General features: G+C 54.9%; 21 protein-coding genes. 8 read left to right on the forward strand and 13 right to left on the reverse strand.

The annotated features are described in order from the left end of the window. Nucleotides 1-144: 144 nt before the first annotated feature. Both ACT3RW_RS10210 and ACT3RW_RS10215 read left to right on the forward strand, forming a co-directional pair. Entirely contained in the window at nt 145-822 is a 678-nt protein-coding gene (locus tag ACT3RW_RS10210; RefSeq protein ID WP_262197473.1) for a potassium channel family protein, read from the forward strand. Nucleotides 823-836: 14 nt separating this feature from the next. Further along, nucleotides 837-1,502, forward strand: a complete 666-nt coding sequence (locus tag ACT3RW_RS10215; RefSeq protein ID WP_131088508.1) for a potassium channel family protein — start codon at nt 837-839, stop codon at nt 1,500-1,502. Here the strand turns inward: ACT3RW_RS10215 and ACT3RW_RS10220 are convergent. From ACT3RW_RS10220 to dut, 4 genes are all read right to left on the reverse strand, one after another. Further along, a complete protein-coding gene (locus tag ACT3RW_RS10220) occupies nt 1,499-2,227 on the reverse strand; it encodes a DUF3159 domain-containing protein (protein ID WP_262197471.1) in 729 nt (242 codons plus the stop codon). The genes ACT3RW_RS10215 and ACT3RW_RS10220 overlap by 4 nt on opposite strands. Nucleotides 2,228-2,290: 63 nt before the next feature. Further along, nucleotides 2,291-2,665, reverse strand: a complete 375-nt coding sequence (locus ACT3RW_RS10225) for a hypothetical protein (protein ID WP_444613662.1) — start codon at nt 2,663-2,665, stop codon at nt 2,291-2,293. Nucleotides 2,666-2,667: 2 nt separating this feature from the next. Continuing rightward, nucleotides 2,668-3,384 carry a DUF3710 domain-containing protein gene (locus ACT3RW_RS10230; protein WP_131088511.1) on the reverse strand — a complete coding sequence of 239 codons (717 nt, stop codon included), beginning with the start codon at nt 3,382-3,384 and terminating at the stop codon, nt 2,668-2,670. Between the two features lie 41 nt (nt 3,385-3,425). Continuing rightward, the gene (gene dut, locus ACT3RW_RS10235; RefSeq protein ID WP_131088512.1) at nt 3,426-3,881 is read right to left on the reverse strand and encodes a dUTP diphosphatase; all 456 of its coding nucleotides are present in this window, start codon (nt 3,879-3,881) and stop codon (nt 3,426-3,428) included. Nucleotides 3,882-4,022: 141 nt separating this feature from the next. Between dut and ACT3RW_RS10240 the strand changes: the two genes are divergently transcribed. Beyond that, the gene (locus ACT3RW_RS10240) at nt 4,023-4,559 is read left to right on the forward strand and encodes a DUF3093 domain-containing protein (protein WP_444613663.1); all 537 of its coding nucleotides are present in this window, start codon (nt 4,023-4,025) and stop codon (nt 4,557-4,559) included. 84 nt (nt 4,560-4,643) lie between these two features. Here the strand turns inward: ACT3RW_RS10240 and ACT3RW_RS10245 are convergent, their stop codons facing one another. After that, complete coding sequence (locus ACT3RW_RS10245) at nt 4,644-4,943, reverse strand: DUF4193 family protein (protein WP_131088514.1); 300 nt, start codon at nt 4,941-4,943, stop codon at nt 4,644-4,646. A 260-nt stretch (nt 4,944-5,203) separates the two neighbouring features. On the opposite strand from ACT3RW_RS10245, the gene sepH reads away from it, so the two are divergent. Beyond that, the gene (sepH, locus tag ACT3RW_RS10250; RefSeq protein WP_444613664.1) at nt 5,204-6,262 is read left to right on the forward strand and encodes a septation protein SepH; all 1,059 of its coding nucleotides are present in this window, start codon (nt 5,204-5,206) and stop codon (nt 6,260-6,262) included. 77 nt (nt 6,263-6,339) lie between these two features. Here sepH and ACT3RW_RS10255 read toward each other — a convergent pair whose 3' ends face one another. The 3 genes from ACT3RW_RS10255 to ACT3RW_RS10265 are packed head-to-tail and all read right to left on the reverse strand — an operon-like array spanning nt 6,340 to nt 10,825. Beyond that, nucleotides 6,340-7,506, reverse strand: coding sequence for an alkaline phosphatase family protein (locus ACT3RW_RS10255; RefSeq protein ID WP_131088516.1), 1,167 nt, complete (start codon nt 7,504-7,506; stop codon nt 6,340-6,342). Between the two features lie 20 nt (nt 7,507-7,526). Next, a complete protein-coding gene (locus ACT3RW_RS10260; RefSeq protein ID WP_131088517.1) occupies nt 7,527-8,114 on the reverse strand; it encodes a DUF5998 family protein in 588 nt (195 codons plus the stop codon). Nucleotides 8,115-8,164: 50 nt separating this feature from the next. Then, nucleotides 8,165-10,825: a bifunctional acetate--CoA ligase family protein/GNAT family N-acetyltransferase gene (locus tag ACT3RW_RS10265; RefSeq protein ID WP_444613665.1), complete on the reverse strand. Its 2,661-nt coding sequence runs from the start codon at nt 10,823-10,825 to the stop codon at nt 8,165-8,167. A 98-nt stretch (nt 10,826-10,923) separates the two neighbouring features. Here ACT3RW_RS10265 and ACT3RW_RS10270 point away from each other — a divergent pair, with 98 nt between their 5' ends. Then, nucleotides 10,924-13,536: a DNA gyrase/topoisomerase IV subunit A gene (locus ACT3RW_RS10270; RefSeq protein WP_444613666.1), complete on the forward strand. Its 2,613-nt coding sequence runs from the start codon at nt 10,924-10,926 to the stop codon at nt 13,534-13,536. An 84-nt stretch (nt 13,537-13,620) separates the two neighbouring features. Here the strand turns inward: ACT3RW_RS10270 and cydC are convergent, their stop codons facing one another. From cydC to ACT3RW_RS10285, 3 genes are read right to left on the reverse strand one after another with little or no spacing between them, the layout of a single operon-like run. Further along, nucleotides 13,621-16,932: a thiol reductant ABC exporter subunit CydC gene (gene cydC / locus ACT3RW_RS10275; protein ID WP_444613667.1), complete on the reverse strand. Its 3,312-nt coding sequence runs from the start codon at nt 16,930-16,932 to the stop codon at nt 13,621-13,623. 26 nt (nt 16,933-16,958) lie between these two features. Next, the gene (gene cydB, locus ACT3RW_RS10280) at nt 16,959-17,993 is read right to left on the reverse strand and encodes a cytochrome d ubiquinol oxidase subunit II (RefSeq protein ID WP_444613668.1); all 1,035 of its coding nucleotides are present in this window, start codon (nt 17,991-17,993) and stop codon (nt 16,959-16,961) included. A 23-nt stretch (nt 17,994-18,016) separates the two neighbouring features. Then, nucleotides 18,017-19,609, reverse strand: a complete 1,593-nt coding sequence (locus ACT3RW_RS10285; protein WP_131088522.1) for a cytochrome ubiquinol oxidase subunit I — start codon at nt 19,607-19,609, stop codon at nt 18,017-18,019. A 349-nt stretch (nt 19,610-19,958) separates the two neighbouring features. Between ACT3RW_RS10285 and ACT3RW_RS10290 the strand changes: the two genes are divergently transcribed. Further along, the gene (locus tag ACT3RW_RS10290; RefSeq protein ID WP_131088523.1) at nt 19,959-20,330 is read left to right on the forward strand and encodes a BlaI/MecI/CopY family transcriptional regulator; all 372 of its coding nucleotides are present in this window, start codon (nt 19,959-19,961) and stop codon (nt 20,328-20,330) included. A 23-nt stretch (nt 20,331-20,353) separates the two neighbouring features. Beyond that, nucleotides 20,354-21,316 (forward strand): M56 family metallopeptidase, encoded by a 963-nt coding sequence (locus ACT3RW_RS10295; protein WP_131088524.1) that lies wholly within the window; start codon nt 20,354-20,356, stop codon nt 21,314-21,316. Nucleotides 21,317-21,404: 88 nt separating this feature from the next. On the opposite strand, the gene ACT3RW_RS10300 is transcribed toward ACT3RW_RS10295, so the two are convergent. Further along, nucleotides 21,405-23,513, reverse strand: coding sequence for a DNA gyrase/topoisomerase IV subunit B (locus ACT3RW_RS10300; RefSeq protein WP_131088525.1), 2,109 nt, complete (start codon nt 23,511-23,513; stop codon nt 21,405-21,407). Between the two features lie 221 nt (nt 23,514-23,734). On the opposite strand from ACT3RW_RS10300, the gene ACT3RW_RS10305 reads away from it, so the two are divergent. Next, nucleotides 23,735-23,959 (forward strand): DUF7455 domain-containing protein, encoded by a 225-nt coding sequence (locus ACT3RW_RS10305; protein ID WP_131088526.1) that lies wholly within the window; start codon nt 23,735-23,737, stop codon nt 23,957-23,959. A 116-nt stretch (nt 23,960-24,075) separates the two neighbouring features. On the opposite strand, the gene ACT3RW_RS10310 is transcribed toward ACT3RW_RS10305, so the two are convergent. Further along, nucleotides 24,076-25,278: an RNA polymerase sigma factor gene (locus ACT3RW_RS10310; RefSeq protein ID WP_444613669.1), complete on the reverse strand. Its 1,203-nt coding sequence runs from the start codon at nt 25,276-25,278 to the stop codon at nt 24,076-24,078. Between the last annotated feature and the right edge of the window lie 34 nt (nt 25,279-25,312).

A 25,312-nucleotide genomic window follows, 5' to 3' on the forward strand; every position in this document is an offset into this window, starting at 1 on the left:
GAGATAACGTTATCGCAGGTGTGCAAACCACACGGGAGGTTCACCGCCAATAATCTTGACCCGAACAGCGCTATTGTTGCATTCGGAGCACACTTAGGCGGTGCGCCGGTCAATCACCACAAGCAGCAATCCAAGGAGTTCTCGGTGGCACATTTTGTGATCATGGGGTGCGGACGCGTCGGCGTTTCGTTGGCCCATACACTGGATTCAGCGGGGCATTCAGTAGCCATCATTGATCAGGATGCTCATGCCTTCCGCCGATTGAGTACAGACTTCTCTGGTTTTACTGTCACCGGACGCGGTTTTGACCGCGACACATTACAAGCAGCCAAAATTGATGGCGCGTATGCTTTTGCCGCTGTATCTAGCGGTGATAATTCCAACATTCTTGCTACCCGTGTAGCCCGCGAAACCTACAACGTGCCACATGTAGTCGCTCGCATTTATGACCCAGGACGCGCCGAAATCTATCAGCGTTTGGGTATCCCTACGGTGGCCGCTGTGCGTTGGAGTACCGACCAGGTATTACGACGCATCCTGCCGGACTACTCGATGCGTGGTGACTACCGCGAGCCTTCGGGCCGATTAGTGCTCTCAGAAGTGGCGCTGAATCGAGGTTGGTACGGACGACTCGTTAAGGACTTAGAAGCAGCTTCTGGGGTTCGTGTCGCCTATCTGACTCGCTTTGGCGAGGGAACGATCCCGCAAAACCGCACGCGATTGCAGGGTGGCGATTTGGTCCACGTGATGATGCGTCTGGATCAGAGCAAGGACGTCGAAAAGATTCTTGCAAGCCCACCTGCTCCCCTGTCCAACGACTAATTGAGAGGCATTCCATGAAGGTCATGATTGCCGGAGCCGGCTCAGTCGGTTCCTCTATCGCCCGAGAGCTTGTGATCAACGGTCACGAAGTTTTGCTGATCGACATCCAGCCAGAGATGGCACAGCGCGAAGATCTTGAAGGCGTCAAGTGGTTAATTGGCGATGCTTGCGAGCTTGCCGTGTTGCAACAAGCTCATCTTGAGGACTATGACGTTGTAGTCTCTGCCAGTGGTGATGACAAGGTCAACCTAGTGGTCTCACTGCTGGCTAAGAGTGAGTTCGGAATTCGTCGTACCGTCGGACGCGTCAATAATCCTAAAAATGAGTGGATGTTTGATGACGCATGGGGCGTTGACGTCGCGGTGAGCACTCCGCGATTGATGACTGCTCTGGTCGAGGAAGCGGTGGAAGTTGGTGACTTGGTGCGTCTGCTGACTTTGAAGACCGGTGAGGTCTACATGGTCGAGTTCACGGTTCCGCATGATTCTGCGCTCATTGGCCGCGCTATCGGTCGCATTAGTTGGCCGCAGGACACCACCTTGATGGCTGTAGTACGTGATAAGACGCCGTTCCCACCAAGTGCCGACGATGTAGTTGAGGGTGGCGATGAAATCTTCTTCATCACCACCCCACAAGCAGAACCTCTACTGCGCCGCACCTTGCGCGACGCGACCCGCTAACCTACGGTCGGATCTTGGGCGGCAACGTTTGTGGTCTCGGCTGGTTTGGAAAGTAACCAGGCGAACCACAGACCGGCTGCATACAGGGGTACACCCATTAGTGCACGGGCTAGCCCCAAGGCCACAACGTGGTCGGTGTAGTACATCGGTAGCTGCACCGCTAGGCGTGCGGCAAACACCGCAATCACGATCCACGTGGCAATCTGGTAGCGACGCAGGCGATCGGCCTTCTTGCGCCATTCGACGCCTTCATTGCGAATGAAGCCGAACAACAATCCGATCAGTGGCCAACGGATGACCACGGAAATGATTAGGCCCAGCAGGTAGGCGCCAGAGGTGTAGAAGCCGGGAATGTAGTAGTCCTTGGCATTACCGGAATTGCGAGCGGCAAAGGCACAAATCAAGATTCCGATCAGGCCGGACACCGACTGGACCAGGCTAGAGCGTTTGGTCATGCGGATGACCATGAAGATCACGCCAAGGCCAATCGAAGAGATCAGAGCCCAGGTCAAGTTGGAGCTCAGCGCAAAAACCATGATGAATACAAAACCTGGCACGACGGTTTCTAAGATGCCACGCACACCACCCACGGTGGACAGCAGGTCGATTCCGCCATCTGCGTTCTGAGCAATTTTCGAATTTGCGCCGATCATCGCGGCAAAACTTTGTTGCTGGTTTGGCGCAGGCGCAGGTTGCTCCTGCTGCTCTGAGTCCTCGTTGTGCATCCTGCTCACTTCCATTGGTTCAACAGCACTGATGCTGCCCCGCGTGGCGGAAACTTGCTCCGGTTACCCTCGGGCGACAGGAACGATGATGTAGCGCGGATTAAAAATCGTCGGGACTTGCTCTACGGGCGCGACCATTCCCGAATACTGCACCTTCACCCCAGGCTTGATGCCAGGAACAGATTTTTGTCCCATAAACACCAGTCTCACGTGCGCGACGGTGCCTCGACGGGCAGCAACGCTGCCTAGCTTGTCCACCACCACGGCCTTGAGCAACGGTGCCTGATTTGAAGGCGAGTAACTCACCGATTGAACGTAACCGGTGTGCTTCACTCTGCCCTTGACCGGCAACTGGGCCAGGTTATCCAAGCACAAGTAGTCCAGTGTCGGATCCGCTGGCCCCAGTTGCGGGGTAACGGGCTTACCGTTGAGCGCCATCTCTAGCCAATCTGGGTGATCTCAGGGCCGCGTTCGGGACGCTTTAGCTCTGGTTCTGCTTCCTCGCCTACCGGGCGGGTCTGCGCATTCGCTGGCACGTTCAGTGGCAACAATTCGGCCGGAGGCAGTGGCTTGTCGCCACGGTTCACGATGACATCGCGCAGGACGTTTTCGACGGTTTGGGCTGCTTCTTCATCAGAAATTGCGCTGCCACCGATGACTGCACGCAGGAACCAGCGAGGTCCGTCGATGCCGACAAAACGTAGCGCTACATGACCGTCACGGCCATCGGGTAGTTGCTGTGGAACGCGCGCCAGCAGTTCTTCACCGTAGGCACCGTCGCGCTTAAAGATCTCACCATTTTGGGCGGTGATGTCACTCTTGATTTTGTCTTTGATGCCAGGCCACAGCGACTGCGACTTGGAGGAAGAGAAAGCCATCAGCTGGACGCGCGACTCAGCAACTTCCAGCGACACTGCGATCACACGCTGGTTGGACTCTTCAACGTCCATGCGCACCTTCAAACCGCTTACCGGCTTGATAAGAATCGACCCGAAGTCTAGATACTCGTCCGTGTTCTCAACATCATTAATGTCGAATGGGCCGGCTTTAGGCTCATTAGGCTCAGAGGATTCAGTGGTTTCAGAAGTTTCAGTAGCGACGTCGTTGGATTCGACGGCCGGTTCCTGCTCTTTGGATTTTTTACGCTTGAAAATCATGGTGTCCTTAAAAATCTGGGCTTACTGTCCGCTGGTCTTTGTTAGGCGTTGAATCCGCCAGTAGATCCAAAGCCGCCGGCTCCTCGTGCGGTCTCCTCCAGTGAATCGACAGGCGTGAAGGCCGCCTGCTCAACTTTCTGAATAACCAGCTGGGCGATGCGATCGCCTCGGTTGATAGTGAAGGATTCAGCCTTATCTGTATTTAGCAGAGTGACCATGATCTCACCACGGTAGCCAGCATCAACAGTACCCGGTGCATTGACCACTGTGATTCCGTGCTTGGTAGCGAGGCCGCTTCGCGGGTGCACGAGTCCGACGTACCCGTGAGGAATTGCCAGAGCGATACCGGTTCGCACCAAGGCACGTTCACCCGGTTCAAGCACTGCACCTTCGCGGGCGTGCAAGTCAGCGCCTGCATCTGAAGGATGCGAGTAGCTCGGAACGGGCAGTTCACTATCGAGCATCTTGATGGCAATCGAGATTGTTGGCTCACTCATCGGTTTGGTAGTCCCCCGGGGTGTTTTGTGACTTGGTGGTTCGCTTGTTTCTTTGGCTTAACTCTATCGCGCAGAACTTAGAATGAGCTGTCCACACCGGCGCTGTCCTCGTTCAAAGAAATATTGCCTAAACTTGGAATCATGAGTAATACCAGCCCTGAGGCTTCGCGCGTTCTGTACACCGAAAAACTCTGGCCTTCAGCCAGCACCTGGATTTGGCCAATCATTATTGCCATAACTGCCGGTGTTGCGGTGGCGCCAATCAACGTCATTCTTGGGTGGAGCGTTGGAGTTGCTTTCCTGATCGCCCTGGTAGTGATTTTCCTCGTGCGCGTACCGGCAATCGAAGTTACCGAAAGCACCGTCTCGGCTGGTCGAGCCAGCATTGAACGAGAGTTCATCGGTGAAGTCACCGGCTACCGCGGCAACGATGCGTTTAAGCAGCGTGGACAGAAGCTTCATGGGCTGGCCTATATGGTGCTTCGAGGCTGGCTCGACGGCGTTGTGAAGATGGAAGTCACCGACGAACGTGACACCACCCCGTACTGGCTGATCTCTACTCGCCGCCCCGAAGAACTGGCCGCGGCCCTCTCCGGCGTTATGTACGAATTCACCGAAGAAGGAAAACTCGAAGCCGAGAAACTAGAAAAGGCTCACGAGGTCAACGAAGACCAGTAGTCCTTCCCTACCTATTGGAAGCACTGACCCGTAGCTCTACGTAGCACCCTTAGATCCTCAACGCTTAGCAAAAGTGTTGGGGATCTATCCTTCGCACTCGCTGCAGAATTTCTGCCCGTTGTCTTCACGAGCGAGCAGAGTGCGATGTCGAACCATGAAGCAGGATGCACAAGTGAACTCGTCAGCTTGCTCGGCCATGACCTCGATGCTTGCTTCTTCTTGAGCCGTCTCTCCACCAGGCAAAACGAAGTCCTCAGCCAAAGAGGTTTCCGATTCATCGATGAGGTTCGCCATCTCGACAGTCTTACCGGCCTTGAGCGATGCAATTTCCTTGGCGCGGTCCTCTTCTGAGAGCATCGTTGGTGCAGCAGATTCAAATGTCATGATCGTTTTTTGCTCTTTCCTGCAGGTGTTTCGTCCATGCCGGCAGCATCACTGGGTGAAAACTCATACCGGCATAGAAGTATAACGTTTTTACGCAAAATCCATTCCCTCGGGCTACTTGGTATGCCACAGGCTGAAGGAACACGAAATAAGACGTGAAGTTGATGACTATTCTTGCGCCACACCCGGGGCGGTGGTAGGAATTCAGGCTTCAAGGTGGCAGAGTTTTACTCAGGAAATAGAGCGTGTGGAGGGTATTAATGCGTCAGCTGAGACTGGTAGGAATTCATGAAAATGGTTCCAGCCTGCAGGTCAGCAGTGACGACGGGATGAGCTACGAGCTCCCCGTTGACGATGCACTGCGCAGTGCAATGGCAGAAATAGCCCGTTCGCGGGCTCCAAGGAACCGTGAGGAATCCTCTGTCCACTCGCCGCGTGAAATTCAGGCGCGAGTTCGCGCCGGTGCTTCTGCCTATGATCTGTCGCTCGAATGGGACATCCCAGTCGAGGACATCGTTAAGTATGAGGGCCCTGTACTCGCTGAACGTGAGCACATGGCTGAACTCGCTCGTCGTGTAGAGGTGTCCGGTCCACAGACCGATGCTGAATACCGCGAAGTCTTTGGTGAAGAACCAGCAGACTTGGGCTCGATGGTTGTGCACCGTTTTAACCAGTTGCACATCGACAGCGATTCTGCGCGCTGGAACTCTTGGAAAGATCCTGAGGGTCAGTGGATCATTACCGTTGAATTTGATTCTCCGTTGCCTAGCGACAACGTTGAATCCCTCGGTACCGATGCGCAGAGTGTCGCTGGAAACGTTGCCCGCTGGTCGTTCTCCCCAGCACGCAAATCTTTGAAGAACCTCAACCGCTGGGCACAGACCTTGAGCGAGCAAGTAGCTCCTGACTACTTCCGCCCGGTCGCTGCGGTAAGCCAGGCTGAGCCTGAGCCACCAGCATCCAACGCTCCTGAAGCTGACGAGACCGAGGAATTGGTAACTCTCCTCAACGCTCGTCGTGGACAGCGCCCCAAGGATCAGGATCCTGAGCGCGAGTCACGCTTCAACGACATCATTGAGCGTGGCATGAGCAAGTACGATGCGGAAGAAGATGACTCGTTGCCGAACCTTCCGCAGGGTATCTCGCCTCGCACTTCTCAGCTAATGGTTGTGACCGATTCAGATCATGATGATTCTGACGCTGACGAGAAGCAGTCCGAGCAGAACGATGACTCTGCACCTCGCAAGGCCAAGCGTTCGTCGGTTCCTAGCTGGGACGACATCATGTTTGGCAAGCGCAAGAAGGATACAGATTCTTAGCCCTCAGTAGAGGGACAATATGCGATTGGGGTAGCACCTTCTGGTGCTACCCCAATCGCATATTTTTTATCAAATTCTTATTTGGTTCGGTGCACTAACAGCGGAACGAAGCGCTCCCCCGCTGTGAGCGAACCGTGCTGTCCCACCATGTCGAAAGCCATCGGAGCAACCCGACGACCGTCGTAAAAGGCTATTGACTCTGCCGCTAGGATCATCAGATCTCCCAGACGTGCCTGGTGCTCATCGGTGATCGGGCCAAAGTAACCACGTTCCACCGCTTCTTGGCGTGTCATGATCCAAGCTTTGGTACCAAATTCTTTGTGCCAGGCATTTTTGACTCGTTGCCTGCCTGCCTCGTCTGTTTCGACGGCAAAGGTTAGTTGTGCCCCGCGAGGTTCACCGCTGGTTAGCTCCACTCCCTCAACAAGTTCTGGGTACTGGCTGTAGTCGATGCGCTGCGATTCGGGAACGTCGACCATTCCATGGTCCCCAGTAATCAGCACCGTGGTTTCTTCAGGCAGTCGAGACACCAGCGACTTGATGACGTAGTCGAGTTCCTCAAGGGTGTCTCGCCACTGACTGGAGTCAACACCGAACTTATGACCCGTCTTATCTAGCTCGTTGAAGTAGGTGTAGACCAGCGCACTACGATGTGAATCGAATACGTTGTGGGTGGCTTTGGCTCGTGCCATTGGCTGGTTCGCTGCGACAAACACAGGACCGCGCAGAGAGGCACGGGTCAATGCTGATTTGGCGAACATTGGGATTGAAACCGTGGCCACGTGTACGCCGTGTTCGGCTACTTTTTGGAATACGGTTGGCTGAGTTTGCCAAGCTTCCGGATTCAGGTCTGCCGGCCAGCCACCTAGTTGGTTGACTACTCGACGTTGCGCCGGATCCACCACATCGTATCCGAGCATGCCGTGCTCCCCTGGAGTGACACCGGTGGCCAAGCTACTCAGGGAAGTTGCAGTGGTTGAGGGAAAACCGGTGCCCAATTTTTGCCCATCGGCAAATAAAGATCGCAAGAAGGGTGCATGCCCTGTGTGGCTCTTGAGCTGGTTCCAACCCAAACCGTCCACCATGATCACTACAACGCGCTTGGTCTTTTTCAAGCCCAAAGCGTTGGCGAATCCCGGTACTCCCAAGGCCGTAGCCGCAGAGGGCAGGATCTCTGAGAGGGTGGCTTGCCCGTACTTCGGTGCATCAGGAATTTTGGTTGATGGGACCGCAAGTTCAGACACATTTACCTCGTCATTATGGCTCAAGAGATCGTAGCCAAACGTAGTCGGACAGCAAATTCGCGCGCCTTGTTGACCGCACGTTGCCCATCAGCTTCAGCGCTCACCCGAATCACTAAGTCCTCTGGTTGTGAAGTACCGTTCAAACCGTGGTCGGCCTCGCATTGTGGGTCACCGCAATCAGCGGGAGCCAGATCGATGCGTTTGGTGCCACCCCACGACATTCCGAAGGTCAGTTCCTTGACTGGATCCGCTGCCGAATAGTGCTGCGGCTGATGGTACACGAAGCTGGTTGCGACCGATGCAATGCGTGCAAGTGCAATCATTTCGACCGAAACCTGAGCCATGACATCTTTGCCATGATCATCGAGCTGCTGGTCATCAACATGCAAGATAAACAGAACTTTTTCACTCATCACCATGACCGTAATGTGTCGATGAACTTCAGTGTTGTCGAAATGAGTTTCCAGATGAACATAGTGGTCAAGCACTGGCTGATTCATCATTGCTTCAGCAAGTACATCCTGGACCATCTGCGGGTAAAAACCTGCACGAACCAGATCGTCTTGAAGCTCAGCGCCAGGAGCAGTCGAATATGTTGGAGAACTCATAACTCGATTCTACTCAGTTGACGAGGTCAATTCACGTTGGGCGATTGCGCTCAGCTTCGTAACGCCCGGCGGACGCTATCAATTCGTTGCTCAGCATTGCTGATCTGAATATTCACCGACAAGACGCTCAGCGAATCTGCTGACACCGAGATGGGCGCAAACTTTGCCACCGTGATTTCGGGGTGATTGTCTTTGAAGAGAGACACGCGAGTAATAAAGTCCTTCAGTGCTTCGAGGTCCACTGCGGCGAGCCCCTGATATCCCAACAACCGAACGCTGCTTCGCGGACGCCTAATGAGTTGTTCAAGATCGTGAGCGGACAGCGGCGCTACCCCATGAGCCCAGTCATCTAAGAGATTTACCGGATCTCCACTGAGGCCAAAGGAAATCACGGGCCCAAGCAACGGGTCTTCCACTGCCTTAAGCACGCAAGCTTGACCAGCCGGGGCCATGCTCTGAACTTCAAGGGCATCCACTCCGTAGGTTTTCATCAGTAACTTCATGTGGGTGAAATTGGATTCCAGGCTGGCACGGTCCGGAATGCTCAACCGTACTCCGCCAAGATCTAGACGCTGACGCAAGTCTGGATCATTGGCTTTCAGTGCTACCGGCCAGCCCAATTCATCGGCCGCTTTGATGGCCTCGGAAACCGTGTTGACCACGCGAGATCCAAAAATTTCGATGCCGTAGAAACCAAGCAGCTTTTGCGCCTGAGATTCGGTGAGTTCTAACAAGTTGGAACCCGAGACGGATTTTCCCAGTTCGTTGAGGAAGTCGGCGGCACCGTCAACATCGATGCCTTCCGGCTCTTCGATGGCCTCATAGGGCACGTCGATCCATTGCTGATAACCGTAGGCCTTGGCTAGCGCACCGATCGCTGTGGTGGGCGAGGTGTACAACGGCACGCCTTGTTTGAGCCCACCGGTAATTTTGGTATCGGCCAAGCCAGGAACGAGAGCCAAAACAGGCTTGGGTTGGTCTAAGAATTCACGAGCAACCTTGAGAACAGCAGAGGTTTCCAATCCGGAATATGGCAAATGTGCCAGCACGAGAGTGTGCACTTGAGGGTCGTCAATCAGCTGCTGAATTCTGCGGCGCAACATCGGGAGGGCACGAGATTGGCCCACACTGTAATCGAGCTCGCCTCCATGGATCACGGAATTCAGATTCCGTGTTTCTGCGACATCGCAAACCACTTCGGCAATCGTCATGGAGTTCGAAAGGACGGCAACGTTCGGCCCTTGAGGTGGCGGGAAAACTGAGAGTAATGAGGACACGTCGAGTAGCTCTTCGGAGGACCGAACGCGGATCACCCCTGATTGGCGCAAGATCGCGTTCATTGCGCCGGCCGGTGCCTGTCCTACTCGCACCGAATGGCCCGGTGGCAATCTGCGCCCCATCACATCGGTCTTGGCAACGACGACTGGTTTACGTCGCGCCAGCCTGCGGGCAATGCGAGCAAATTTACGGGGATTACCAAAGGACTCAAGATACATGGCAACGACATCGGTACGTGTGTCGTCTTCAAAGAATTGCATGGCGTCATTGCCAGAAACGTCGGCACGCAGGCCTGCTGAGATCGCGCTACTGACACCGATTCCTTGCTGGATGGCTACGCCCTGCAGAATCATTCCCATGGCTGCTGACTGGCTAAAGAAGCCGACGTTGCCAGGTTGTGGTGAGCCGGCGCTGCCCGAGGCGTATAAGTTCACGGCAGGATCGGTGTTGATCAGGCCCAATGAGGCCGGCCCAACAACCCGCATCCCGTTAGCGCGCGCCAGGGCTACTAGCTCGCGTTGGGCGCCAAGACCTTCGGCGGATTCGTATCCGGCCGACATGATCACGAGCGCCTTTACACCGTGGGCGGCGCAGTCTTTGATCGTTTCCAATACTCGTTCGCGTGGAATGCAGAGCACCGCCACATCCACTGGTCCCGGGATTTCGCTGACCCTGCCGTAAGAGACTAGTCCCCCGACTTCCAAAGCTGCATCATTAACCGCGTAGACGATGCCGGCGAATTTGGATTCGATAAGTCGTTCCAGAACATCATGGCCAAGCTTTCCCCACGTCCGGCTAGCACCAACGATCGCAATGGAATCTGGTGACAGAAGCCCGGCCACACTGCTGGCTTCGGCACGGTGCTCACGGGATTCCGTGACTTCTCGTGACTTCTCGGTAGGACTAATGGAGAATTCGAGCATCACCACGCCATCTTCAAAATGGCGAGCTACCGCATAGCCGGCTTCAGAGAAGACGGTGAGCATCTTGCGGTTCTCAGGCAAAACTTCAGCAGCGAACTTTTCAATGCCCTTTTCTCGGGCTGCCGCTGCGAGGTGTTCAAGCAGAATTGATCCGATACCAGTGCCTTGGTATTCATCAGAGACGTTAAACGCCACTTCAGCTTCACGCGGATTATCTAAACGGTCATATCTTCCAACACCGATAATCTTTGAACCGCGCACCACAGTGAATGCCACACGGTTGGTGTGATCCACGTTGGTGAAACGCTCTAGCTCTTTAGGGGTCAGCGACGACTTGTACGTAAAATAGCGTAGGTAGACCGAGGTTTCAGACTGATGCTTATGCATCTCCTGCAACGCCTGCGCATCACGCGGGGTGATAGGCCGCAAATGCGCTGTCGTCCCATCGCGAAGCACAACATCAGCTTCCCAATGTGCCGGATATGCCGCCGAAAGTTTACGATCCACCATAGGCTTAGGATAGTCGTGACCTTCGCGTTGTGCCCAGACGCAACACGAAGTATCGACCGCTCAGGCCGCAAGAGAGTATGTGAAGGACAAATAGAGTAATGGCTCGAAAGAAGTCTGAAGAGATTCCCGAGGATTTCGTTGAGAACATCGTCGATATCGACGTGACCAATGAAATGGAATCCTCCTTCTTGGAGTACGCCTACTCGGTGATTTACTCACGTGCTCTACCCGACGCACGCGATGGACTCAAACCAGTCCAACGCCGAATCCTGTTCCAGATGGCGCAGATGGGTTTGCGCCCTGAAAAGGGTCACGTGAAGTCTGCCCGCGTGGTCGGCGAAGTCATGGGTAAATTGCACCCGCACGGCGATGCCGCAATTTACGACGCGATGGTTCGTCTGGCCCAGGATTTCTCGCTGCGCCTTCCTTTGATTGATGGCCACGGAAACTTTGGTTCTCTCGATGATGGTCCGGCTGCACCTCGTTACACCGAAGCACGCTTGGCCGCCTCTGCTGTAGCAATGACGGCCAACTTGGATGAAGACGTCGTGAACTTCATCCCTAACTACGACAATCAGTTCATGCAGCCAGAGGTTCTTCCTGCTGCCTTCCCTAACCTTTTGGTCAACGGAACCACCGGCATTGCCGTGGGTATGGCCACCAACATGGCCCCACACAATTTGGGTGAGGTTATTGCCGCCGCCCAGCATTTGCTAGTTGAGCCCGAAGCCAACGTTGAAGAACTGATGAAGTTCATTCCAGGCCCTGACTTGCCATCCGGTGGCAGCATCGTTGGTCTGGACGGCGTGAAGGATGCCTACCGTACCGGTCGTGGCTTGTTCCGCACTCGTGCCACCGTCGCTTTAGAAAAACTTTCCGCCCGTAAGTCCGCCTTGGTAGTCACCGAGCTTCCTTACGGTGTGGGCCCGGAAAAGGTCATCGAGAAGGTCAAGGATGGTGTGAACAACAAGAAGATCTCTGGCATCTCCGACGTTGTTGATCTGACTGACCGCCACCATGGCCTCAAGTTGGTTATTGAACTGAAAAACGGTTTTAACCCCAACGCAGTTTTGGCAAGTCTCTACAAATACACACCGATGGAAGATTCCTTCGGCATCAACAACGTGGCATTGGTCAACGGCCAGCCGCGAACCATGGGTTTGCGCGAGCTGCTCACTGTTTACGTTGATCACCGACTGGACGTAGTCCGCCGTCGTACCACTCATCGTCTGGCAAAACGCGAAGATCGTTTGCACCTGGTTGAGGGTTTGTTGATTGCCATTGTTGATATCGACGATGTCATCGCCATCATCCGTTCATCGGAACAGACTAATGAAGCTCGTCAACGACTGATGACGGTCTTTGACCTCAGCGAGCCGCAAGCCAACCACATTTTGGAACTGCGTCTGCGCCAGCTGACCAAGTATTCCAAGTTGGAATTGGAAACCGAAGCTGAACAGCTGCGCGAAGAAATCGAACAGCTACGCGCGATTTTGGCATCGGATCAGCTGCTGCGCTCCCTCGTTTCCGAAGAGCTTGGCACCATGGCGGAAACCTTCGGAACGCCTCGACGTACCAAGTTGCTCAAGTCTGCACAGTTGGCCCCGTTGAAGGGCACCGCGCTTCCGGAGGCCGTTGGTAACGGCAAGCAGGCCAAGCTCACTTTGGAAATCTCTGATAGTGCATGCTGGGTTCTGCTTTCTGCCACCGGACAGATCGCACGTACTGCCGATCGAACCGAAGTGGACTTCAACTCAGCGCGAATCAAGCACGACGTGTTGGTATCCCAGGTACCTTCCAGCGCACGCGGTGAAATTGGAGCGCTGACCAGCACCGGTCGAATCATTCGTGTTTCGCTAATCGACGTGCCAGCCCTGCCTGAATCCCATGGCTTCCCGCAGTTGGCTCAGGGTGTGCCAGTTACTGAGTTCCTCAAGCTCGCCAAGAGTGAAACGGCGATCGCGCTGGTGCCGCTCAATGAAGTGATTGCTATCGGAACGCAACAGGGCGTGGTCAAGCGAGTTACGCCTGAATACCCGCTGAACCGTGATGAATTTGAGGCCATTACACTCAAGGACGGCGACGCCGTTGTCGCCGCTGCCGTGGCACGCGAAGAAGACGAGTTAGTCTTCTTAACTCGCGATGCCCAGCTCTTGCGCTTCTCAGCCTCCGCGGTCCGTCCACAGGGTCGGACCGGCCGAGGTATGGCCGGAATCAAGCTCAGCGAGAATGATCGTGTGATCTTCTTTGGTGTGGTGCCGGCCAACGCGGAGCACACTGTTGTGGCTACCATCGCGGCCGGTTCTCAGACTTTGCCGGGGACGTCCGGTCAGTCCGTGAAGCTGACCGAGTTTGCTGAATTCCCTTCAAAGGGTCGTGCCACCGCGGGCGTTCGTGCGCACCGATTTGTTAAGGGCGAGGATCATTTGCAGCTTGGCTTTGCCGGTCAGGGACCGGCCCGAGCTAGCTCCACTGCGGGCATCGTTCGTGCATTGCCAACCGAGTATGCAAAGCGTGATGGATCAGGTGCACCGCTGGCACAGTCGATCAACATTCTCGGCGGCACATTAAGCGTCAATGGTGCACAACCTGCGCCAGTTGTACAGGACGAGCCGGACTCTCCTGTTGAAGTGCAGCAGCCAAAGGTTGCTCCAACTTTCACCCCGGGCGAAGACACTTTGCCTTTTGACGACGGCGGAGTCATTCTCTAGTCCTGAGACAAATGCGCTGAAGGTGCCTTAGTGAATCGATACTTCGATTCGCTAAGGCACCTTTGATTGTTTCAGCCAGTTGTTTCAGCGCATTAACGCTTTGGTGCCAAGGTCTATTTGCTGCTCGCAGTGTTGTGCCAATTGTTCATCATGAGTAATGAGCACTACGGTGCGAGTCGCTAAAGACTCACGTAGTGTTCGCATTAGCTCTTCGCTTTCGTCAACACCCAAATGAGCGGTGGGCTCATCGAGCAGAACAACTTGGTGCCCGCCTAGGATTGCCCTAGCCACAGCCAGCTTGCAACGCTGTCCGCCCGAAAGGTTATGCCCGCCGGAACCAATTTTGGTATCTAGTCCGGAAGGTTGTTTCAGGTACCAGTCGTACAGGTTAACCTGTTTGAGGACGTCAATGAGCTGATCGTCTGTACGTTGTTGCTCCTCGGGCACGCCCAGCATCAGGTTTCGACGGATGGACGAGTCAAAGAGGTGCGCTTCTTGAGGACACCATGCCACCGATGACAGATCCGCGTGATCGATAGGCTGACGCTGACCGTACTCATCAACTACGTTCAATGCACCGCGTCGAGTCGGCAACGCACCGAGTAAGGCCGTCAGTAGAGTCGACTTGCCTGAGCCAGACGGACCGGTGATAGCTGTCCACTGACCTTGTGGAATTTTCGCTGCCACCCCGGAGACAACGTCCGGGCCAGCACCATATCCCAAGCCCACAGCGTCCAGTTCAAAGCCCACGACGTCACCGCTTAGTGATTCGGCGTGATTGTCCTCTGCGGCCTTGTGGTCTTCATTGCTGGTCAGACCGTGGCGTTCAAGTTGTTTGGTGAGTTGTTTGAGCGACTGCCCCTGCTGCACCGCCAGCAGTGCATTGCCTGCGCTATCCCCCAGAGCAAGACACAGAAGTACTGCTAGAGCGGTCAGGGAAGCTGAACTCTGCGAGAGCGAGGTGACGAGAACTGCCATCGCAACGCTGAACAATACGGCGAGCGCCGATGCGCTGCCTTGCCCGAGTGCGTGTCGACGTGCGGCAAGAGTATTGGCTTGTTGTTCCGCATGCAGCGTTTGAATCGCTGGTTCAAGGGACTGATTGATTCGCAGCGCCGACTTATGACGCAGGACGTTCAGCACAGATTGGTTCATAGCAAAACGGTGATTCATCTGTTCAACAAGTTGTTGGCCTTCCACGCGTTTTACTAGCCAGCGGACAGGGAAAGCCAGCGCCAAACCAGCAACTAGCGCTACCCATCCGAATTCAGGTTGGATGATGAACAGGGTGATCGTGGCCAGGACCCACAAGGCAATTGCTGAGAGCGGCGGGAACAGGACCCGTGCCAGCTGGTCCCGCAGTTCGTCTACCTCAGCTAGCAGGAAGCGCAACACCACCGATGAACGGCTGAACAAGCCCCATCGTGCGGGGTCTTTAATCATGGCATTCCACATTTTTTCGCGAAGGTCACCGGCGTAGCCGAGCACCGCGTCGTGAATTGCCAGTTGTTCCAGGTAGCGGAATGCTGCCCTGCCAATTCCCAGCGCTCGAACCATAACAAAGGCGACGCTCAAGTGCAGGATGGGTGGCTGGTAGCTGGCTTCAACGATGAGCCAGCCGCTCAGTGCGGCTAGCGCTACGGCGCATAGGACGCTGAGTGTTCCCCACAGCACGGCCTTGGGTGCGCTATGGTAGTGGCGCAGCAGCTCAGATCGAGGAGTAAAGGATCGCGTCGTTACTTCTGCGAAGTGCTCGCTCTGGTCGCTGTGCTGTGTGGTTTCGAGCTGTTCTGGCACCCGTGCAGGCAGTGCTGAAGCACCCTGGTTTGTGCGCAGCGTCTGATCGATCAGTGGGTCGTGGCTGGCAATAAGTACGGCGCAACGCTCGGGAAGCTCTTCGAGAAGCTGGCGGACCTGTGCCGCATTGCCCTGATCAAGATGTGCCGTAGGTTCATCGGCCAGCAGTAGCCTGCATTCAGTATCGGTGTGGATGCGCAATAGCGCACGCATGACCTCTAGCCTGCGTAATTCGCCCGGTGAATACTCGGAGATGTTGCGCTCCAATAGGGCTGTGAGCGACAAACGGTTGGCCAACTCGGAGATCATGGCCGGGCTGGCAAGTGGCGCGTCTTGGGCTAGTTGTTCGGCGCCAGTGCTCGCGTCAAACCGTGGATGCTGACTGATTACCGCCATTGAACCTGAGTACCGGATGCTGCCCTGCACCAGCTCGGGGTCAAAGGTGTTGTCACTGCTGTAGGCCTCAGCAACGAGGGAGAGCAGGGTCGTTTTTCCGGTACCGCTGGGTGTAGCCACGATGTGGCGCTGCCCCGCAGCCAGGGTGAGACTAAAATCTTGGTAGACGTAAGCACCCTGCTCATAGCGCAGGTTCAGGTTTTCGATTTCAAGCACGTTGTCGCCGCTTGGTGGAGTGGACTGTCTGATGCCGGCGGTAGGAGTGGAGCTGTTGAGCTTCACGTAGCGTCCGTAGGCAGCTAGTCCGTCGTCTGCCGCGTGATAGGAAGACCCAACTTCCCGAAGAGCGGAGAAGAGTTCGGGGGCCAAAATCAAGATGGTCAGCCCCGCCGATAGCTCGATGGAACCATTGACGAGCCGGACACCGATAAAGACTGCGAGCACCGCGACAGAAAGTGTCGAGATGAGCTCCAGCCAGAAGCTGGACATAAACACGGTCTTGAGATTCGCCATGGTCGCGGTGCGATACTTGGCACCAACCTTGGCAATGGCGTTGCCGTGCGCTCGAGCACGCCCTAGTCCCATCAGCGCCGGAAGCCCCTGGGCCAGCTCATACAGTTGGCTTGCAAGACGGTCTAGGGCCGCTTGCGACTGGTCCAAGGTATCTTGGGTGTGCATTCCGATCAGCGCCATGAACACAGGAATGAGTGGAATCGTCAGCATTAAAATGACTGCGCTGACCCAATCAACTTTCAAAATGAACAGGCCGAGTAGCAGCGGGACCGCTACTGCGCCGATCAGCGCAGGAATGAATTTCGTAAAGTAGTCGTCTAGCTTTTCAATTCCGTGACTGGCAAGCGTTGCGACCACGGGAATTGGATTCTGCTTGGCCGCAACAATCGTTGGCTGAGCTGCTTCGGATTCAAGCAGATTCATCCGCATTCGTTCTTTGGCGCCCAGTCCCATGCGCCGCGCCCCGACGTTCAGTCCCCACGCTGCCAAGGCTCGCACCACGGCACCTGCTACTGCCACGTATAGCAGGCTGATATCAGGGTTCCCGCCTTGTGCCATGGTGGCAATCCAGCGCCCGAGTGCATAGGCGACAAGAACCAGCCCCACGGCCTTGATGACAGAAAAGCACGTCAGCAAGGCGAACTGCCGGGGTGAGATCAGTTCTCTAGGAAGAAAACGTGGGGCTGGCATAGCTCAACTTTCGGTTGTGCAAATGGTTAGTTGACGATCGAGGTAACGCGGTGAGTTTCTGGGATGTGTTCTTCGCGCAACCGCTTGCGAAATACCCAGTAGCTCCACGCTTGATATGCCACTACTAGAGGAACACCAAACGCCGCAACAACGCTCATCAGTTTTAATGTGTACGCAGTGCTTGAAGCATTCTCGACGGTAAGGTCAAATGCCGAGTCAATGGTGGACGGCAGAACTACTGGGTAAGCAGCCAAGAAGATCGCAGCAACCGCAGCTAATAACATGATCCCCAGCGCCAGGAAGGAGATTCCTTCTCTACCTTCTCTACCTGCTCGACCTGCTATCAGTGCAACCACTACCGCTATCAGGGCGACCGCTAGGGCTGCCCACGCGAATGCTGATTCGTTCTTCAGCAGAACCCAAAGCGTCCAGAGCAGCAATGGAAGGACGGCCACTGATAGCCAGCGTCCAACTAGTTTGCCTGCTTCTTGGCGTACCGGGCCGTCAGTTTTCAGACGCAAGAAAGCCAGCGCATGAATCCAGCAGAAGGCAACTACTGCCACACCACCCAGGACGGCATGCCAGGTAAGCCACGCGAAGGCCCCGCCGATCCGGTCTCCGTTCTCGTTCAGCGGTAGGCCGATGGTCGTTGAAGCCAACAGGGCTCCCACACCGAAAGCTGCCACCAGCGATCCGACTCCCAAGGCTAGATCCCAGAGCTTACGTGTGGGCACGGTGATCGCCTTGCCGCGGTATTCAATGGCCACGGCACGGAAGATCAGTGCCACCAACACCACAGTGAGTGGAATGTACAAGGCTGAGAATAGCGATGCGTACCAATGTGGGAAGGCAGCAAACGTCGCGCCACCAGCGGTTAGTAGCCACACCTCGTTCCCGTCCCATACCGGTCCGATGGTATTGAGTAGCAGTCGTTTTCTTTTCTCGGTAGGCCGACCCAGACCGATGAGCATGCCCACCCCGAGATCGAATCCTTCAAGAAATAGATAGCCGCACCAAAGTAGTGCAATGACGATGAACCAAAGTGTTGGTAGCCATTCCATGGTTTTCTCCTTTGAGTGCGCCGCTAGTAAGCGAACGCCAAAACGTCGTCGTTGTCGTGGTGGTCAGAATCAGGATGATCATCGTGACCCGTTGCGTCGAGTTCTGGCATTGCTGAGGCCACCCCACCCCGGATGTATCTGGTCAACAGCACCAGTTCAACAACGAGTAGGACTGCATAAATCGACGTCAAGGTGATGAGTGAAAAGAGCAGTTCTCCAGCAGTGACAGTCGGAGAGACCGAGGCAGCTGTGTACATGAAGACTTGGTCAACCCCACCCATCTGCGGATTAGGTGCCACGGTGAATGGTTGGCGTCCCATTTCGGTAAAGATCCATCCAGTGGCATTGGCACCGAAAGGAGCCGCAATACCCAAGACAGCCAGTCGTGAAATCCATTTGTTCTCGGGCACCGTGCCCTTGCGCGTAATCCAGAGGGCCAGCGCAGCAGCGGCCGCGGACAGACCGCCGAAGGTAATCATCAGTCGGAAGCCCCAGTAGGTCACTTCCATGACTGGAAGGTAGTCGATCTTTTGACCTGCGTACTGCCCGAAGGACTCGTCATCCGGGTAGTACTCACCGTACTTCTGCTGGTATTCAGGAATCAGGGTATTAACGCCTTTTACTTCGGTAGTGAAGTCTCCGTTAGCAAGGAAGGACAACAGGCCAGGTACTTCGAAGACCGCTACAACATCGTTGCAATCGGTAGCTCCATGAGCGTTGATGTCACCGAGTGAAAGCACGGAGAATCCGGTGCCATCGTGGCACGCAGCTTCAGCCGAGGCCATCTTCATGGGTTGTTGCTCGAACATTAGTTTTGCTTGCTCGTGGCCGGTTAGGGCCACGCCCAAGAAGGCCACTACCGCAATACCGGCGCCGATCCTTAGCGATTTGATCCACACTTGGTAATCGGTCTTGTCGCGGTTCTTACCCTTGCTCAAGTCTTCGCCGACGATGACGTAGCCGTTGGAATCAACGGTATCGATTCCTTCTTTCCGGCGACGGTATAGGTGGAACCAAGAGATGCCCAGTAGGAATCCGCCTGCCACGGCAAAAGCACCGAAGAGCGTGTGAGGGAAGGTGATCAAGGCAGTGTTGTTGGTGAAGACCGCCCACGCGTCGGTCATGACAGCGCGTCCGTCAACGATCTTGGTGCCTACCGGGTGCTGCATCCAAGAGTTGGCTACGAGAATAAAGTACGCCGAGAGCATGGTCGCTAGCGAAGCGCACCAGATGGTGGCTAGGTGCGCGAGCTTTGGCAACTTCTTCCAGCCAAAGATCCATAGTCCGAGGAAGGTCGATTCGACGAAGAACGCCAGCAACGCTTCCATAGCTAGTGGTGCGCCGAAAACGTCTCCAACGTAGCGGCTGTATTCGCTCCAAGCCATGCCGAACTGGAATTCTTGCACGATACCCGTGGCCACACCCATGATGAAGTTAATCAGGAACAGTTTGCCCCAGAATTTGGTCATGCGCAGCCAGTGTTCATTGCCGGTGCGGTGCCAGATGGTTTGCAATACTGCGACGGTCAGTCCTAAACCGATCGTTAAGGGCACCATGAGAAAGTGGTAGACCGTGGTTATGCCAAATTGCCAGCGGGCAATTTCCAATGCATCCATTGATTCCTCAATTTTCGCTTTGTAGGAGCTCGGGAGACTTTTTCTACGAACCGTAGAAGTGCCTTCACGTATCACCATAGACGATTTCGACAGCTTGTAGAAGTCAAGATTCCGAGATCCATCGCACATCCAAGAAACGACCGCATCAACCAATCAAACCCTCGACTTGCAGCTCGGGAAATCCTGACTGCGCGCGTAGCCCACTGAGTCACCAACACGAATCACCACTCTTTTACGCGTTGTAGAAATCTAGCGCAAAAATCGCTACAATTGGTGTTTCAAGCTGTACACCTAGGCCTTGGGCCAACATGTTCAGCGAAAGAACTAAAAGCAAGTGAGGTAAGACCTAGTGGCCAGCCTTGGCGACCTGGAACGTTCCGTCATGGACCTTCTGTGGGACTCTGCAGAACCGCTCACCGCGAATGACCTTCGCGATGATCTTGCGGCACTTGGCGCCGATGCGAAGGAACTCGCAGTTACTACGGTGCTCACGGTGCTTGCCCGCCTAGAAAAGAAAGGGCTCGTGGAACGTGAACGCTCCACACGCCCTCATCGCTATGCTGCTTGCTCCTCGCGCGAAGACCACACCGTTGGCTTGCTCAACGAGGCTCTTGGCACCGCGCAGGACCGCGAAGCAGTCCTAGCCCGTTTCATTGGCGGCATAACAGCAGATGAAGCAGCTTCTCTGCGTGCTATCTTGGACTCAGTAAAGTCCGCATAATTTAGACAAACTTCGGGGACTGAGTGCTTCTCACCTCATATTTCCTAGCGGCGTTGGCTATCGCATTGGCGTGGCCGACGCCGTTGGCATTATCAAAAGCTAAATGGATCACGCGCGCGCCGGTGCAGGCCGTTCTTCTATGGCAAGCAATCGCTTTGGGCGGTGGCCTTTCGATGATCGGCTCCATGCTGGTCTGGGGGCTATCCCCTCTAGGCGACAATCTCATTTCTGCGTTGCACGCCGGCTGGCGACTGCTTATGGGCGACCCGCAAGTGCAATATCCAGGCGTTGTGCACCTCTTTGCGCTCAGTACAGCCTTCCTATTTGGCTTCCACCTGGTGCTCACCCTCATCCGAGCAGCATGGCGGACCTCAAGGCAACGAGCAAAGCACCGTCAGTTACTTCGACTGCTGAGTAATCCTTCAGAGACTCGACCCAACACATTAGTCATTGATCATGACATGCCGGTGGCCTACTGTGTGCCGGGCATTTCGAGGTCAGTTACTGTCCTTTCACGCGGGCTGCTGACTCAACTTACGCCAGAGGAACAACAGGCTGTAATCACGCACGAGCGATCACATCTGGACCAACGACACGACTTGCTCATCTTGGCCTTTACCGCTTGGAATGAGGCACTCCCCTGGCTTCCAACCTCCAAGCTGGCTTTAGAAGCCGTGCGTCAATTGATCGAAATGCTGGCCGACGATAAAGCTCTGGAACAGGTCAACCGTCAGACTCTGCTCAAAGCCATCGTTACCGTCGCCACCGCGGCAGCCGTTGATGATGCTTCTATGATCAAAAGCTCGTCCAATGCTGAGTTGGTCGGAATGCCCGGCGGTGAGGTTTCCTCACGCCGACTGCAGCGTCTACTCTCACCCGAAACTGCCCTGAACAAGCTCGCTCGATTCCTCGTACTTGCCAGCACGGTCCTGCTCCTAGCCTGTCCCACGATCTTGTTAGTCGCACCAACTCTGCTAGCTTGGTAGCTTTCAAATCTGAACTTGCAGGCAACAAGAAAGTCCTTGGATACGGTTGACAATTGAACTGCATCCAAGGACTCTTGAGCTCTAAACGCTAAACGTCGATACGTTCACGTTCCAAATCATCGGCACCGTCAATGATGAATTTCTTGCGTGGTGCGACGTCGGAGCCCATGAGCAGATCAAAGACCTCCTCGGCGGCCTGCGCGTGTTCGATACCAACGCGGCGCAACATCCGATGGCGCTGATCCATCGTCGTTTCTGCCAGCTGGTCTGCGTCCATCTCGCCCAAGCCCTTGTACCGCTGGATTGGCTCTTTGTAACGCCGACCCTCTTTTTCGATCTTTGCAAGCAGACGGTTCATTTCCGCTTCCGAATAGGTGTAAACCACTTCGTTCTGCTTGGATCCCGCATTGATGATTTCAATTCGGTGCAGAGGTGGAACCGCCGCATAGACGCGCCCATGCTCAATCATTGGACGCATGTAGCGATAGAACAAAGTGAGCAACAGCGTGCGGATGTGCGCACCGTCAACATCAGCATCCGTCATCAAAATGATTTTTCCGTAGCGTGCCTGCTCAATGTCAAAGCTTCGACCCGAGCCGGCGCCGATGACCTGAATCATGGCTGCGCATTCAGCATTCGAAAGCATGTCTGAAATGGATGCCTTCTGCACATTGAGGATCTTGCCTCGAATCGGAAGCAAAGCCTGATACTCGCTTGATCTGGCCAAGCGAGCCGTGCCCAATGCGCTGTCGCCCTCAACGATGAATAGCTCGGATTTGCCGACCTCTTTACTCCGGCAATCCAACAGCTTGGTTGGTAGGGACGAAGATTCCAGCGCGGTCTTTCGACGCTGGGTTTCCTTGTGCATACGCGCAGAGACACGAGATTTCATCTCGTTGACTACCTTTTCGAGCAAAGTAGCTGCTTCTGCTTTTTCTGCGCGTTTGTTGGATCCCAGGCGTTCGTTGAGCGCTTTCTCAACCACCTTGGTGACAATCTGGCGCACCTGGGGGGTACCCAGAATCTCTTTGGTCTGCCCTTCAAACTGTGGTTCCGCAAGACGAACAGTAAGCACTGCAGTCATGCCAGCAAGAACGTCGTCCTTCTCCAGCTTGTCCTTCTGGCCAAACTTGAGCTTGCGGGCGTTAGCTTCAACATTCTTGCGGAAAGATTTGAGCAACGCCTGCTCTAGGCCGGCACTGTGAGTACCGCCCTTGGGAGTGGCAATAATGTTGACGAAGCTGCGCACCGAAGTGTCGTAGCCAATCCCCCAGCGCAGGGCCACGTCCACTTCGCAAACTCGTTGCACGTCTTCCATGTGGCTGCGCCCCTTGTCATCAATGACTGGAACTTTTTCGTGGAATGAACCACTGCCTTGGAAACGCCAGATATCAGTAACTGGAGAGTCACTGCTGAGGTAGTCAACAAATTCGCTAATACCACCGTCGTGTTGGAACACTTCCTCATGCGGTCCCTCAGCGCCGGGTGTACCAGGCAGGCCACGCTCGTCGCGGAGAGTAATGCGCAATCCTGGCACGAGGAATGAGGTCTGGCGAGCACGATCCTGCAGGTCCGAATAAGAGAACTTGGCGTCCGGGGTAAAGATGTGGTTATCTGCCCAGTACCGAATTCGAGTTCCGGTTACACCACGTTTAGCTTTGGCGATGACCTCGGGAATCGTGGCCTTTTCGTGCGGCGTAAAGGGAGCTTCAGCCTTCTTGCGTCCCTTGTCCGAGAACTTGCCTGGCTCTCCACGGCGGAACTGCAAGCTGTAGGTCTTGCCACCACGATCAACTTCAACGTCTAGTCGCGCCGATAGCGCGTTAACGACCGAAGCGCCAACACCGTGCAAACCACCGGAAGCGCTGTAGGAGCCACCACCGAATTTACCGCCAGCGTGAAGTTTAGTGAAGACAACTTCCAGACCGCTCAGACCAGTTTTGGGTTCCACATCAACAGGAATGCCTCGGCCATCGTCATGGACCTCGACTGATCCGTCGGCATGCAGGATTACGTTGATTGCCTGACCGAAGCCGCCCAAAGCTTCGTCAACAGAGTTGTCGATAATTTCCCATAGGCAGTGCATTAGCCCGCGGGAGTCGGTTGAACCGATGTACATGCCTGGACGTTTACGAACCGCTTCCAGGCCTTCCAAGACAGAGAGATGTCGCGCGCTGTAATTGTCGGATGAAGCCACTGGGCTATAGTCTCCTACCTACATAAGAAAGAACGTCTTGTCTTCCATTCTAATCGTTAATGTGTTCGAATACCTGTCATTTTCCGCCGGTCGGCGCCACCGATGACAGCTATGACCTTGTCCACATCAACTACGCGGTGAGCGAAAGACGGCCATTTTAGGGATAAAGTCGAAGCCCAAACTGGTTCTATTGAGTAACCATCAACTTTAGGAGGCTGGCAATGACTACTACGACCGCTAGTCGTGAACTGAACGCCCTTGACCGGTGCGACCGCTGTGGTGCACAGGCCTACGTGCGAGCCGTGCTGGCTTCAACCGGCGGTGAGCTGCTGTTCTGCGCTCACCACGCCCGCGATGTGGAACCTAAGCTACGCCCACAGTCCTCAGTTTGGCAGGACGAATCCTCGCGACTTTACGAAAAGCCAAAGGTTGACGCGAACGACTAATCTCGTTTTCGTCTAGCTCGAAATTGGTGGCCCACTATTTGTGGGCCGCCAATTTTTGTCTTAAAAGCAAGATAGCCAGTTGAACGAAAGTTCAACTGGCTATCTTGCTTTCAGTTTTAGTCTAGGTAGTCCCGCAGAACCTGCGAACGCGATGGGTGACGTAGCTTAGACATCGTCTTGGATTCGATCTGACGGATACGCTCACGCGTAACTCCGTAAACCTTGCCGATTTCGTCTAAAGTCTTCGGCTGACCATCGGTCAGACCAAAGCGCATTGCTACTACGCCGGCTTCGCGCTCGGAGAGCGTGTCGAGAACCGAGTGAAGCTGTTCCTGGAGCAAAGTGAATGACACAGCGTCTGCTGGCACAACTGCTTCAGAGTCTTCGATCAGGTCACCAAACTCGGAATCGCCATCTTCACCCAGTGGAGTGTGAAGTGAGATTGGTTCGCGGCCGTACTTCTGAACTTCGACAACCTTTTCAGGAGTCATGTCCAGTTCCTTGGCCAACTCTTCAGGAGTTGGTTCGCGACCGAGGTCCTGCAACATCTGACGCTGTACTCGCGCCAACTTGTTGATGACTTCAACCATGTGTACTGGAATACGAATGGTACGAGCCTGGTCAGCCATGGCTCGTGTAATAGCCTGACGGATCCACCAGGTAGCGTAAGTCGAGAACTTGAAGCCCTTGGTGTAGTCAAACTTTTCAACGGCACGAATCAGACCCAAGTTACCCTCCTGGATCAAGTCCAAGAAGAGCATGCCACGACCGGTATAACGCTTAGCCAGCGAAACAACCAGACGGAGGTTTGCTTCCAGCAAGTGGTTCTTTGCGATCTTGCCGTCGTGAATGATCTGCTCATAGTCCCAGCGCAAACGCTGGTCAATGGCGCCGGTGTCCTTCTCCAGTTTGTCGGTAGCAAAAAGGCCCGCTTCGATGCGCAGAGCCAAATCGACTTCCTGCTCTGCGTTCAGCAGGGCAACTTTACCGATCTGCTTCAGGTAGTCCTTGACCGGGTCAGCCGTCGCGCCGGCGACCATAACCTGCTGCTGAGGAGCGTCGTCGTCACCGCTGGAGAGGGTGAAGCCCTTCGAATTGTCGTCAGACTTCGAATCGGTGCTTTCTTCAGCATCGTCGTCGCCTTCTGCGACAGCTGGGGTTGATTCGTCCTGTGCTGCAGTATCTGCAGCTACCTTTTTGGTCCGAGGCTTAGCCTTGGTTGCACGCTTCTTCGCCGCAGGAGTTTCTGCTGATACCTCTGCCTCGGGGACCTCGGCCTCAGTTGCTTGACGATTAGCGTTCGTCTCAGAAGATGACACGAATAACCTTTCTAACGATGCGTTCCGGATGCAC

Source organism: Glutamicibacter sp. AOP5-A2-18, assembly GCF_052446055.1.
GTDB lineage: Bacteria > Actinomycetota > Actinomycetes > Actinomycetales > Micrococcaceae > Glutamicibacter.